This is a genomic window from Terrisporobacter sp., from assembly GCF_017888745.1.
GTDB lineage: Bacteria > Bacillota > Clostridia > Peptostreptococcales > Peptostreptococcaceae > Terrisporobacter.
This window is the reverse complement of sequence record NZ_JAGHFM010000161.1, coordinates 1-13,444: the sequence shown is the minus strand read 5'-3', so window position 1 is coordinate 13,444 and position 13,444 is coordinate 1. Positions and strand designations below refer to the sequence as shown.

Below are 13,444 nucleotides of genomic sequence, written 5' to 3'. Positions count from 1 at the left end.
GATGTATATAGGGTAAAATATGCAACTAGAATTAGAGGTAGTTATTATTATCACTCAATATTATTCAATGCAGAAGGTACAGAAATAACAGATGCCAGATTGGGTATGGCCTTAAGTCATGGATGTATTAGATTGGCAGTAGAAAATGCTCAGTGGATATATGATAATGTGCTAGATACAACTACAATAATTATAAATTAGCAAAAAACAAGACTAGAGTTTTTCTAGTCTTGTTTTTATTATCGATAAGTTTGAATATAAAAATATTTGATTTATTTAAATGATTGGATTGACAGTAATAAGATTAGAAGATACTATTATTGTATAGGTTTTCGGTCGGTCGACCGACAAGTGGATAATAAAAAGGAGATATAAATATGAATAAAATAAAAATAATATCAGACAGTTCTTGTGACTTAAGTAAAGAGAGAATAGAAAAATACAAAATAGATATAGTTCCTTTAAATATTTCATTTGGAGAAGAAATATATGTGGATGGTGAACTTGAAAAGAAAGAATTTTATAGAAAAATGAAAGAGTATAAGGAGCTTCCAAAGACATCTTGTCCATCACCAGATATGTTCTTAAAAAGTTATGAAGGTGAAGAGGATGTAATAGTGTTAACTATAGCATCAAAACTTTCAGGGACATATTCGTCAGCGTTACTTGCAAAATCAATATATGAAGAAAATAATCCAAATAAAAAGATAGCTGTAATAGATACTGAATCGGGATCTGTTGCTCAAGGATTATTAGCAATAAAAGGATCTGATATGATAAGAGAAGGTAAAACTTTTGAAGAAATTGTAGAGCGCTTAGAAAGTATAAAAAAAGATATTGTATTTTATGGAGCCTTAGAAACTCTAGAAAATGCTATCAAAGGTGGAAGGATAAACCCATTAGCAGGAAAAATAATAAATGCTCTAAACTTTAAAGCTATAATAAAAATAGGAGATGGAGAAGTTAAGCCTATAGATAAAGCAAGAGGTGATAAAAGCTCTATTAAAAAAGTAATTGATAAAGTTTTCGATACAATAAATGAAGATGAGAATAAATTATTAATAATTTCACATGCAAACTGCATAGAAAAAGCAAATAAGGTTAAAGAACTAATGTTAGAAAAACATAGTTTTGAAAATATTCTTATAGAAGAAGTGGGTGCTGTAATAGGAACATATTCTTCGGAAGGAGCAATTTTAATAGCTGCTTTATAGATAGATTTGTAGTAAATCATTAGCTTGATTTACTACTTTTTTTATTTAGATTTACGATAAAGATGCTATAAATTATAAATTATTAACAGTTTTAACTTTAAATATAGTGGTATTTTGAAAAAGATGCTATTGTTGTATATAGTAAAATGAAGATATTAGATGAAAATATATATGCTATAGAGGGAGTAGACTTTAGAAATAAAAAACTACAATGATTCACTTGGCATAGTCAGCAAATAGACAAGGGAGATTAATGGTGGATATAAAACTTATAGTGAGGCTAAAAAATCCAAAAAAGAAATGCATTCACAAAATAATAAATTAGAATTAGTAAGATAATAAATAAAATTTTAATTTGCAAGAATCTTAATATGTAATTAAAAATACAGGTGGATTGAGAGTGTAAATTGATTTGTGCTTTAGAGTAATTCGATCCTCTATAGCAATAATATTTACTTAAATTACTCATTAAAAATACCCCTTCCTGGCATTGAATTTATATTTTTATCATTGCCATAAAGGAGTATTTAAATTTTATAAGCACGAATTATTTTACATTACCAGTAAAATTTGTAATTATACATTTACCTGTATTTTTCAGCACTTTTTAGTTATTTATTAAAAAATTTATTTTGTGATTTTAAACTACATACAAGATATACCCAGTATTCCTGGTCCAGAGTGAGAACATACTACACAACCGATATTAACATAGTAAAATTCACCTATTTCAGCTTCTTTCATTAGGGCTTCTCTTGCTATTTCTAAATCTTCTTTATTATCACCACAACCTATAATTATAGTTCTGTCTTTTAAGTCTTTTCCAAATTTACTTACAATAGATTTTGCTAAACTAGAGTAAATTTGTTTTTTACCTCTAACTTGAGATTTTTGAGCTACCAAACCATCTTTTACTTCTAATATAGGCTTGATAGATAATAAATTACCTAAGGCAGCTTTAGTAGATGAAATTCTACCACCCATTTTTAAATATTCTAAAGTATCCACTGAGAAAATAACTTCAACTTCATTTTCATCTCTAAATTTTTCTAAAGTAGAAATTATTTCTTTCGCTGAGTAACCTTTTTCAGCCATTTCACAAGCTTTTATTACAAATAATGCACTACCTATTGCAAGGTTTCTTGTATCAAATAATGTTACATTATCATGTTCATCAGATTTAGCTAATGTAGCACTTTGATAAGTACCAGAGGCAATCGATGAACCTGATATATATATAACTTCTGTATCTGGATTATCATATTTTTCAAATACTGATTTAAATTGAACATATGTAGCTTGAGAAGTTTTTGGCATTATATTAGTTTCCCTAAGCATTTTATAGAATTCATTTTTAGTTAAAGTTTCTCCATCTAAGTATTCAGTTCCGTTAAAAATCACTGTTAATGGTATTATATCAATATCATATTTTTCAAGTATATTTAAAGGTAAATCAGACATACTGTCACAAATTATTTTTATCATGTTTAATTCCTCCTAATATATAACAACTATTGAAGAATATAGTATCATCTTAATTTATATTTGTAAAGTAGAAATATTTGATACTCAAAATAATTTGTTTTTCTGATATAATATATAAAATATTAATGTTTTCAAAAATAGTATTATTATAAAAATAAAGTACTATAATTAAAATAGATAAAATCAAATAAAAATAAAGTGAAGATTAGGAGGAAGATTTTGAGAACCAAGTTAGTTGATAGAAAATTACCAAACTATACTGTAGGTGAAGAGAGGTTTAATTATATATCTCACATAGTGGGAGGAGCAATAGGTGTTGTTGCACTGATAGCATGTGTCGCAATATCAGCATGGCATCATAATATTGCTGGAATAATATCTTCAATTATATATGGAATAACTATGATTTTACTATATTGTATGTCTAGTATTTATCATGGATTAAGAGAAGGTATTGCAAAGAGAGTATTTCAAGTTTTAGATCACTGTGCAATTTATATATTAATTGCGGGAACATATACACCTATCGTAGTATGCTCTATCACAGATATTAATTCAAAAGTTGGTTGGGCATTACTTATTTTAGAATGGGGTATTGCCATAGTTGCCATTATATTTAATGCAATTGATCTAAAAAAATATGCTACTTTTTCTATGATATGTAACTTAGTAATGGGATGGGCGATAGTATTGATTCTTCCAATCGCTATTGAAGCCTTAACATGGAATGGCTTTATATTTATACTAGTGGGAGGAATCTTATATACTATTGGAGCAATTCTATATGGTATAGGTATAAATAAAAGTTATATGCACTGTGTATTCCACGTATTTGTATTGTTAGGAAGTACAACGCAATTAATAGGAATTGTTTATTATGTAATATAGATTAAATATGGAGTATTTTAAAAAAATAATATAAACTTATAAATATAAAACTATCTTAATAAGATTGTATTTTGAAATCTTGTTAAGATAGCTTTAATTTATGTAAGATTGATCTATAAAGTTTTATAATTTATTTATAATTTCTTTTAGAGATAGTATTTCTTCTTCAGTTAAAGTAATACCTTTGCCCATTTTTTCGTGGCCTGGAGACCAATCCCTTAAGTCATATTTAGGCTTAGCACCATTCCAACTAATAAGATTTAATTCTTTTGTCCATCCTTTAGAATTTTCTGATATTACACCAATTTCTTCAACTATATCATATTTAAAATCTGCCATTTTGATAAATTACTCCTTTATTGAATTTATAAGATTATACCATGTATTTACATTATTATAAAATATAAAGAAAAATAATCAAATAGTAAAAAATGCTATAATATTATTAATTTAATTATTTAAATAGCAGTAAATATCCTAATTTATACAATTGAATAGGAGTTTTTAGTAACTAATATAAAAGGATTTCATATATATATTACATAGACAGTAATAAGTTAGAGGGAGCTAACATTATGGGGGGATAATATGAATTTAGTATTATATTTTTTTAGTAGATTATTTAAAGTAGATGCACAAAAAAATCTAGCATTTATGGAACTTTCTATTGGATTATGCAAAGAAGATGAGTATGGATAGTAAAGATATTATGGTGAAATTATATTGAAAAAGTTAGACTAATCTAACTTTTTTCATTTTATAAATGATAAATTAACAAAAAAAGATTATAATCTAAGTAAATAGTCTAAAATATATAAAGATTCTAATGCATTTCAACTTAACGTATGGTGAGAGGTCACTGTGCGTTTTCTTATGTACAGTATTTTTTATATGAAAGGGGGTATTTATATAAATAATCTAGAAGATAGAATTAAGATAGTTAAAGATGAAGTAGTAAATCTTAGTGTGGATGCAATTATTAATCCGACAGATGAACACTTTAGTGGTAAAGATGGATTGGATAAATTAATTCAAAAAAAAGCAGGAGAAAAGCTATGTAAAAAGCTATCTAAGATAGGAAGTTGTGATATAGGACAATGTACTATTACAAAAGGATATGATTTAAATGTAAAAAGCATAATACATACGTCAACACCTAAATATGATAATGGTGATGAAGATGAGATTGAATTATTGTATTCTTGTTATAAAAACTCTATTGAATTAGCAATAGAGAATGACAACAAAACTATAGGAATACCTTCTATTAGTAGTGGAAATAATAAATTTCCTATAGATAAGTCGGCTAATATGGCATATTATGCGGCTTGGAATATGTTAAAAAAATATTCATTAAAAGATCTTGAAAGAATTTATTTTTCTTGTACAAATAAAAGTACTTACGATATATATAAACAACTTTCACAAGATTATAAGGATATAGAGTATTCAATAGAAATGTTGGAGGAATATAGAAAGAAAGATAAGTATAGTAGATATGAACTGACAATAGAAGATTTTATAAATAATATAGGTGTAGAAAATGCATATTGTATATTTTTATTAAAAGAAGCTTTTTTATCTGGTGATATAGAATTAAAATATATAGAAGAGAGTGTGAAAGTTCTTAAAAATATTTTTCTTCATATGAAGAATATGACTAAAATTTTCAGTGACAAAATATACACTGAAGAACTAGATAGAGTTAATGATATACTAAAAGAAGTATTTAATACATTCAGTTATGATACTATAGATAGAGCAGAAGAAAAAACTAGACAGTATTTTATTCACCCTTCTGACTATATTTTTGAAAAAATAAATAATTCTTTTAGATATTAATGATTTATTTTGGTATTATAAAATAAGTTTATAATACACGAATGAAAGGAAATTTAATATGTCGAAAAAGAAGTACTATGCGGTTAAGGTTGGAAAAACACCAGGAATATACCTAACTTGGGCAGATTGTTCTGCACAAGTAACTGGATATAAAGGAGCAAAATATAAAAGCTTTACTACAATAGAAGAAGCATTAGCATTTATTGATGATGATAAAACAAAAGTTCCTAATGAAGATATAAAAAAAACTAAAGATAAAAATAACATAAGTTCCAAAAACTCCAAAGCTACTATGGCTTTAAAAGCAGGATATGATGTTAAACCTATTAGAAGCAATGCAAATGTAAAAACTTTTAAATCTTATATAAATCCAGAAGATATAAAAGATGAATATGAATTTATTGCTTTCGTAGATGGTAGTTATGATAGAGGTAATCAAATATTTGGTTCTGGGGTAATAGTTCTTAATACTAATGACAATACTTATAACACTTATTTTAATGCAGGATACGATAAATGGGATCAGTGGAATATAGTTGGAGAATTAGAATCTGTAAAGGTGGCTATTAACAAGGCTAAAGAATTAGGCAAAAAAAATATTGCCATATATCATGATTTAAAAAATATAGCACTTTGGGCTAGTGGAGAATGGCAAGCTAAAAATGAGTATACTCAAGAATATGTTAAGTATATGGAAGAAGTGAGCAAGGAGCTAAATATTTGCTTTATAAAAGTAAAAGCTCATAGTAATGAAAGTATTTATAATGATTTAGCAGATGAAGCAGCTAAAGGTGCAATTATAGATTATTTAAAAGGCTAATAAAGTGAAAATTAATATAAATGTTAAAAAAAGAAGTTGTTTTAATTTATTTATCAAGAGTAAATTTTAAAACAACTTCTTTTTGTTATATAATCCTTAAAATTATTAATTTAAATTTAAATAATCTATTATTTTAAACAAAAATTTCTTTTAAGCAATCAATTAAATATTTATTATTTTCAGGCTTTAATACACAAACTCTAAAATAATACTCATCTAATCCCTCAAAAGATTTACAATCTCTTATAATAATTTTTTTTGGTATTAACAACTCACGTAGGTTAGAGGCTGTAATTTTTTTTGAGTTTATCTTGCAAAGAATAAAGTTTCCTTTACTTTCAAATACTTGGAAATCATTAAATTTACTTAGTGATTCAAGTAGATAATCTCTTTCTTTTAAAATTATATCTATACAACGACAAATATATTCTTTGTCTGTAAACATTATTTCTCCCATGGCAGAGGCAATTATATTTATATTCCACAAATCTAAATTTTCGTTTATTTTATTTCTAACTTCTTCTTTTCCAATTAAACCATACCCTAATCTTATTCCTGGAGTAGAAAAAAATTTTGAAGTTCCTCTTATAACAAATAAATTATCATACTTGTCTACTAAAGGTGTTGAAGAATATATATCTGTATTTGTGAATTCAATATAAGTTTCATCTACCATTACAAAAGCATTAGTATTATTTAAAATAACTTCAATTTCATATTTTGAAAAAGTAAATCCTGTTGGATTATTTGGATTACAAATTATTATTAAATCAGATTTATTTTCATTTATAAAATCAATTAATTCTACAGGATCTATTCTAAAGTGATTGTCTTCTTTAGAAAAATATTTTATTATTTCACAGTTATTTTTTTTAAGCTCTTTTTCATATTCAGAATAGGCAGGAGATAGTAAAACTGCCTTTTTAGGCTTTATGGTACTTATAAAAGAAGAAATAAGTTCTGTTGCTCCGCTTCCTAAAACCATATTTTTCTCATAGCATTTACAATAAGAAGATATAGATTTTTTTAAATCTTTATATTCAACATCAGGATAAACTGAAACCATATCAATATTTTTAATGATATACTCTTTAGCTAAGCTAGATGTACCAAATGGATTAATATTAGAGCTAAAATCTAAAAATTCATCTTTTGAAAAACCATATTTGCCTGATAAGTCATATAAATTAGCACCATGATTTACACTCATAATTAAACCTCCAAATTTAGAATAACATTGATAAAATAAATTTTATCTTAATATAGTATAGTATAAGTTTAATATATGTAGTTATCAATAGAATAAAAATAATATTGTATTGGTACAATAATTATAAACAGTAATGGGAAAACAAATTTTTATAAAAAAAGAAAATAACGAACAAAAAAGCTTGAATATGAAAAAATATATGTTATAATAAATATGATTCATGATTACTAGGAGGAGAATATGTATAAATTAAATGGAGTAATGTATTCTGCGGAAGAGATAAAATCAAAAGTTGTTGAACTTGCAAAACAAATTGAAAAAGATTATGAAGGTCAAGAATTATTAGTAGTTGGAATATTAAAAGGTGCTAGTGTATTCTGTGCTGATTTAATAAGAGAAATAAATTTAGATGTTAATATGGATTTTATGAGTGTATCTAGTTATGGTACATCAACATCTTCATCAGGAACTGTTAAGATAATAAAAGATCTAGATGTAGATATAGAAAATAAAAACGTATTAATCGTAGAAGATATAATAGATTCGGGATTAACTTTAAGTAGTTTAGTTGAAACGCTTAAAACTAGAAGACCTAAATCATTAAAACTTTGTACTTTATTGGATAAGCCACAAAGAAGGACTTCGAATATAACAGTTGACTATGTTGGATTTGTTATAGAAGATAAATTTATAGTTGGATACGGCATTGATTATGCTGAAAAATATAGAAATCTTCCTTACATAGGTATTGTAGAGGATATATAAGGTTAATAATACAAAGGAGTATAAGAAAAACTTATACTCCTTTTTCAAATTAAAAATAATACAAGAATATATGTTTATCGTCAAAAAAGTATATATTTATTGTTAGAAATTATGTAAAATAATATAGGAAAAATATTTTATTGGAAGGTGGTAAGTTATGGAGTATCAATTAGAGATATTAATGACACTTCAAAACATGAGAAATGATATTTTAACAGGTATATTTACATTTTTCACTATATGTACAGAAGTGCCTGTAATAACTGTTTTAACAGCTATACTATATTGGTGTGTGAATAAAAGAGCTGGACAAAGAACTTTATTTGCTCTTTGCGGAAGTTTAAATATAAATTCTGGGATAAAAAATTATATCAAAATGCCAAGACCTATTGGAATGGAAGGCTTAGAATCTCTTAGAATTGAAACTGCAACTGGATATTCTTTTCCAAGTGGTCATACACAAACAAGTACGACATTTTGGACTAGTATTATGTTATTATTCAAAAAAACATGGACTTATATTATAGGAATAATCATGGTTCTAGGTGCGGGAGTATCAAGGTTATATCTTGGAGTTCACTGGCCGACAGATGTAATTGCTGGATGGATATTTGGTATAGTGTTTAGTATACTATTTGTAAAATTATTTGACTATATAGATGATACTAAAAATTATTATATACTAGTTTTATTATTAGTTATATTTGGATTATTTACATATTTTGTAGGTGGAGATGACTTATATAAAATGTTTGGTCTTTACACTGGATTTACTTTAGGTTATATGGTTGAAGATACTTATATACATTTTAGTACAGGTGGTGAGCCTAAAAGAAAAAATATTTTTGCTAAAAACATTTCTAGATATAATAGCTTAGGAAAAAAAGTAGGAAGATTTATAATAGGAATAATATCGTTATTATTAGTTTATTTCGTATTTAATTATATAGGTGATATTTTAGTAATAAATAAATCAGAAGATATTATAAATATTTTTAAATATATTAAATACACAATAGTAGTATTTTGGGGAATTGCAGGTGCACCTGCTTTATTTAAATTATTTAAATTAGCATAATTTTTCCTATTTAGAGTGAAAGGATGATTATTTGAAAAAGGTAGTAGTAATAGGAGGAGGACCAGCTGGTATGATGGCTGCAGCTACAGCAGCAGATAATGGAGCTGAAGTAATTCTTTTAGAAAAACAACATAGATTAGGAAGAAAACTTTTAATTACAGGAAAAGGTAGATGTAATATAACAAATGATTGTGATGTTGAAGAGCTTATAGAAAATGTTCCTACTAATGGAAAATTTTTATATAGTGCTTTTTATACATTTACAAATTATGATGCTATGAATATGTTCAATTCTTTAGGTCTTGAAATAAAAACAGAAAGAGGAAAAAGAGTATTTCCTAAAAGTGATAAGGCTTTAGATGTTGTAAAAGCTTTTGAAAAGTTAGTTAATAGCAAAAAGGTTAAAGTTATTTTAAATGCAAGAGTTAATAAAGTTGTAGCTAAAGACTCAAAGATTGAAAAAGTTATTTATAATAATAACCAAGAAATAAAATGTGATAGTGTAATAGTTGCAACAGGAGGAATGAGCTATCCACTAACAGGCTCAACAGGCGATGGATATAAATTTGCCTCATCTTTGGGGCATACAATAATTAGCCCTAAACCTTCTTTAATAGGGATAGAGGTTCAAGAAAGCTTCGTGAAAAATTTAGAGAAATTATCTCTTAGAAATGTAGCTATTACAGTGCTTAATAGTAAAAACAAAAAAGTATATGATGATTTTGGTGAATTGGAATTTACTAAAAATGGTCTTGATGGTCCTATAATAAAGTCTGCAAGTTGTAGAATGAAAGATACATCAAAAGAAAATTATAAAATTATTTTAGATTTAAAACCGGCTTTAGATGAGGAAAAGTTAGACAAAAGAATAATAAGAGATTTTGAAAAATATATAAATAAAGACTTTGAAAATTCACTAAGTGATTTATTACCAAAGAAACTTATACCAATAATTGTTGAGTTAAGTGAAATACCAAAGCATTTAAAAGTAAATCAAATTTCTAAAAAGCAAAGACTTCATTTAGTTCATTTATTAAAAAATATTACTTTCACAGTAAAAAGATATAGACCAATAGAAGAAGCGATAGTAACTTCGGGTGGTATTAAAGTAAGTGAAATAAATGCAAGTACTATGGAATCAAAATTAATAAAAAATCTTTTCTTTGCAGGAGAAGTAATTGATGTTGATGCATATACAGGAGGATTTAATCTACAAATAGCTTATTCTACAGCATATTTAGCTGGAACCAATTGTTAAAAATTTTGTCAAAAATTGCATACATGTTAAATCTCATTTGTAACATAATAGTATTAGAAACAAATATTAAAAAGAAAAGAGGTAATTTAACATGGCAAATAACAATAATAATAACAGAACAGCAGTTCCAGAAGCTAAAGCTGCATTAAATCAAATGAAATTAGAAATAGCAAATGAACTTGGTATGTCTAATTATCAACAAGTTGACAAAGGAAACCTTACAGCTAGAGAAAATGGTTATGTAGGTGGATACATGACTAAAAAATTAGTTGAAATGGCTGAGCAACAAATGGCAGGTAAAGGTCAACAATAGTTTATAAGGCAAACAATATAGCATATAAGTAACAAAAAGGAGGTAAGTTTAAAGAGTAAAATTCTTTAAATTTACCTCTTTTATATAGTCAATTGAAATTATAATATTTACATAAAAAATATAAAAATGTTTAAGATAGATTATAATGGGTATATTGACTGTAAGAGACTAATATAATATAATAAAAATACTTTGATAAGGGAGTAGTTGGCACTATTATTTTAGTGTAACATAGTCAACATACTGATAGTTTTGCTATCTGGCTTTGTTTTGAATGATGAGACTTATCTATAGCTTAGGCTATAGGTGGGTCTTTTTTGTATGGGTTTGAAATTATAACTTTCAACCTATTGGCTTGAGTGGAATGGGATTTTTTATTATATGAGATAAATAATTTTTAATCTATTCTGGGAACAATAAGAAAAAGTAATCTGTTTAAAAGTTTTATAATTTGAAAGGATGGAGATAATATGAGTTTAATAGAGTTATTTGTAATAGCAGTAGGATTATCTATGGATGCTTTTGCAGTAGCAATATGTAAAGGACTTTCATTAAGAAAGGTATCATTAAAAGAATGTACAAAAGTAGGTTTATACTTTGGCGGATTTCAAGGAGGTATGCCTCTTATTGGATTTATACTAGGTGTACAGTTTAAGGATTATATAGTAAGTATAGATCACTGGATAGCATTTATTTTATTATCATTTATAGGAATAAATATGATAAGAGAGTCTAGGGAAAAGGATGATGAAAAAGGTGTAGTAGATTTAGCAGAAGTTGCAGCTGGAGAAGAAAATGAACTTGGATTCAAAAGTATGATAATGCTTTCTATTGCAACAAGTATTGATGCATTAGCAGTTGGAGTTACATTTGCATTTTTACAAGTTGATATAATACCAGCAGTTTCATTTATAGGAATAGTTACTTTTATACTATCTATGATAGGTGTAAAAGTTGGTAATATTTTTGGGGTTAAATACAAGTCTAAGGCAGAATTCGCAGGTGGTTTAATTTTAATATTGATGGGAATAAAAATCTTGATTGAACATTTAGGATTCATATAAAATTAAGGTAAATAAAATAATAAGTCTTGGTTAAAATAACACTAGATGTAAAAATTAATACATAAGGAGTGTTAGTATGGCTATAGATTTTGATAAAATAAAACAAGATTTTATTAATGCAGATGTGGATGAAAAAATTAGAATATACACAACAACACAAGGTTTATCAGTAGATCAATTTAGAGAGTTGTTAAGATACTACCCAATTCAACACCTATCAAAATTAGAAAAAGCTATGGGATAAATTATAAAAAGTATAATTGAAAAGAACTACTAAATATGTATTTAGTAGTTCTTTTTAGTTAAAATTAGTTTTTTGTATGTAGTTGTAAATTCTTTCATCACCTAAGTCAATATCTCCAGTTTCAATATATTTAATTATAGAATCCATATCGCTACTATTTAAGTATTGCATAGGAATTACTAATTCATAGTTTTTATGTTGTAAAAGATTTTTAAGCTTAATTTTTTGAGAGATACTTGGTGGGTTAATACTATTCTTTTCTTTTTTTCTTTTGCGAGAAATTGCTAGATTTTCATTTTGAATATTAATTAATGTATTTATGTATTTGATATAAGAATTTTGGAAATCTTCTTCCTGGATTAAGTCTTTACTTAAAATATTATTAATATGTTCATCGCAAAGTATATTTTGTGCAAACTTATCAGCTGTTAGTTTGCCAGTTATAATTCCCTTTTGGTACTTTCTCAAAATGCTTTTAGTGTGACTATATATTTTGTTTCTTGTTTCTAAGTCTAGTTCTTTTATCTCCATAAGGGACCACTCCTATTTTTAAAATAAGTTCTAACTTTATTATTGACAAGAAAACTTTTTTAAATACTTATTGTCAGAAAAATTAAATTAATAAAATATATAGCTATATTTTTATTAATTTAATTTTGAAATTTGAGCATAATAAAAATGAAAAACTTTAGGAGGTAGATAATATGCAAAATGGAAATTTAAAATGTAATGCAGACGATTGTGTATATAATGAAAGTCGTGAATGTAAGGCAGGAGGAATAAAAGTAGGCGGACGTCAAGCTACTTCTACTAGTGAAACTGTTTGTGCATCTTATGTAAATAGAGCAAATAGTGGATTTACAAATACTGTTGATAATGGTTACACTCAAACACAAGATATAAAATGTGAAGCAGCTAATTGTAAGTATAATGAAAACTTACTATGTAAGGCTGATAATGTAAAAATAAATGCTCAAGATGCATCATGTGATACTTTCGTCCTTAAATAAAAATATGGTTATATCTGAAATATATAAGGCTCCTTTTAAGGAGCTTTTTAATTGTAATTAAATTGTATCTTATATACCGTTACAATTTTAAACTTTGTTACTTTAGAAACGTGCGAAGCTATTTGCACTATGAGTGAAGCAAATTTTGAGTAAATTATGTATAAAAATAATAAATATTAGTAAGAATCAAAATAAAAGAGGTTTTAAAGGAAGTGTAAATAATGATAAATAACTTAATTAAACTATTTTATTC

16 protein-coding genes are annotated in these 13,444 nt (G+C 26.0%); 12 read left to right on the top strand and 4 right to left on the bottom strand.

Translation table 11 applies throughout. From position 1 onward, the window contains the following. A partial coding sequence (locus tag J7G74_RS07900) for a L,D-transpeptidase (RefSeq protein WP_297133844.1) occupies positions 1 to 201 on the top strand: 201 nt, incomplete at its 5' end. A gap of 176 nt (positions 202 to 377) precedes the next feature. After that, positions 378 to 1,214, top strand: coding sequence for a DegV family protein (locus J7G74_RS07895; RefSeq protein WP_297133842.1), 837 nt, complete (start codon positions 378 to 380; stop codon positions 1,212 to 1,214). Positions 1,215 to 1,859: 645 nt separating this feature from the next. On the opposite strand, the gene J7G74_RS07890 is transcribed toward J7G74_RS07895, so the two are convergent. Further along, positions 1,860 to 2,699 carry a DegV family protein gene (locus J7G74_RS07890; RefSeq protein ID WP_297133840.1) on the bottom strand — a complete coding sequence of 280 codons (840 nt, stop codon included), beginning with the start codon at positions 2,697 to 2,699 and terminating at the stop codon, positions 1,860 to 1,862. Positions 2,700 to 2,918: 219 nt separating this feature from the next. On the opposite strand from J7G74_RS07890, the gene trhA reads away from it, so the two are divergent. Next, positions 2,919 to 3,587, top strand: coding sequence for a PAQR family membrane homeostasis protein TrhA (gene trhA, locus J7G74_RS07885; RefSeq protein ID WP_297133838.1), 669 nt, complete (start codon positions 2,919 to 2,921; stop codon positions 3,585 to 3,587). 123 nt (positions 3,588 to 3,710) lie between these two features. Here trhA and J7G74_RS07880 read toward each other — a convergent pair whose 3' ends face one another. Further along, positions 3,711 to 3,926, bottom strand: a complete 216-nt coding sequence (locus J7G74_RS07880) for a YdbC family protein (RefSeq protein ID WP_297133836.1) — start codon at positions 3,924 to 3,926, stop codon at positions 3,711 to 3,713. Between the two features lie 552 nt (positions 3,927 to 4,478). Between J7G74_RS07880 and J7G74_RS07875 the strand changes: the two genes are divergently transcribed. Next, positions 4,479 to 5,429: a macro domain-containing protein gene (locus J7G74_RS07875; protein ID WP_297133833.1), complete on the top strand. Its 951-nt coding sequence runs from the start codon at positions 4,479 to 4,481 to the stop codon at positions 5,427 to 5,429. A gap of 58 nt (positions 5,430 to 5,487) precedes the next feature. Continuing rightward, a complete protein-coding gene (locus J7G74_RS07870; RefSeq protein WP_297133830.1) occupies positions 5,488 to 6,249 on the top strand; it encodes a ribonuclease H1 domain-containing protein in 762 nt (253 codons plus the stop codon). Positions 6,250 to 6,382: 133 nt separating this feature from the next. Here J7G74_RS07870 and J7G74_RS07865 read toward each other — a convergent pair whose 3' ends face one another. Further along, positions 6,383 to 7,459: a pyridoxal phosphate-dependent aminotransferase gene (locus J7G74_RS07865; protein WP_297133828.1), complete on the bottom strand. Its 1,077-nt coding sequence runs from the start codon at positions 7,457 to 7,459 to the stop codon at positions 6,383 to 6,385. Positions 7,460 to 7,699: 240 nt separating this feature from the next. Between J7G74_RS07865 and hpt the strand changes: the two genes are divergently transcribed. The 6 genes from hpt to J7G74_RS07835 all read left to right on the top strand — a co-directional run bounded on the left by hpt (position 7,700) and on the right by J7G74_RS07835 (position 12,181). Further along, the gene (gene hpt, locus J7G74_RS07860; RefSeq protein WP_297133825.1) at positions 7,700 to 8,224 is read left to right on the top strand and encodes a hypoxanthine phosphoribosyltransferase; all 525 of its coding nucleotides are present in this window, start codon (positions 7,700 to 7,702) and stop codon (positions 8,222 to 8,224) included. A 157-nt stretch (positions 8,225 to 8,381) separates the two neighbouring features. Further along, positions 8,382 to 9,302, top strand: coding sequence for a phosphatase PAP2 family protein (locus J7G74_RS07855; RefSeq protein WP_297133823.1), 921 nt, complete (start codon positions 8,382 to 8,384; stop codon positions 9,300 to 9,302). A 31-nt stretch (positions 9,303 to 9,333) separates the two neighbouring features. Then, positions 9,334 to 10,560: an NAD(P)/FAD-dependent oxidoreductase gene (locus tag J7G74_RS07850; protein ID WP_297133819.1), complete on the top strand. Its 1,227-nt coding sequence runs from the start codon at positions 9,334 to 9,336 to the stop codon at positions 10,558 to 10,560. A 91-nt stretch (positions 10,561 to 10,651) separates the two neighbouring features. Beyond that, positions 10,652 to 10,873, top strand: coding sequence for an alpha/beta-type small acid-soluble spore protein (locus tag J7G74_RS07845; RefSeq protein ID WP_297133816.1), 222 nt, complete (start codon positions 10,652 to 10,654; stop codon positions 10,871 to 10,873). A 470-nt stretch (positions 10,874 to 11,343) separates the two neighbouring features. Beyond that, positions 11,344 to 11,937, top strand: coding sequence for a manganese efflux pump MntP (locus J7G74_RS07840; RefSeq protein WP_297133813.1), 594 nt, complete (start codon positions 11,344 to 11,346; stop codon positions 11,935 to 11,937). 76 nt (positions 11,938 to 12,013) lie between these two features. Next, the gene (locus J7G74_RS07835) at positions 12,014 to 12,181 is read left to right on the top strand and encodes a hypothetical protein (protein ID WP_297133811.1); all 168 of its coding nucleotides are present in this window, start codon (positions 12,014 to 12,016) and stop codon (positions 12,179 to 12,181) included. Between the two features lie 54 nt (positions 12,182 to 12,235). Here J7G74_RS07835 and J7G74_RS07830 read toward each other — a convergent pair whose 3' ends face one another. Further along, positions 12,236 to 12,712 (bottom strand): hypothetical protein, encoded by a 477-nt coding sequence (locus J7G74_RS07830; RefSeq protein WP_297133808.1) that lies wholly within the window; start codon positions 12,710 to 12,712, stop codon positions 12,236 to 12,238. A gap of 173 nt (positions 12,713 to 12,885) precedes the next feature. On the opposite strand from J7G74_RS07830, the gene J7G74_RS07825 reads away from it, so the two are divergent. After that, positions 12,886 to 13,191 (top strand): DUF1540 domain-containing protein, encoded by a 306-nt coding sequence (locus J7G74_RS07825; RefSeq protein WP_297133805.1) that lies wholly within the window; start codon positions 12,886 to 12,888, stop codon positions 13,189 to 13,191. Positions 13,192 to 13,444: the final 253 nt, after the last annotated feature.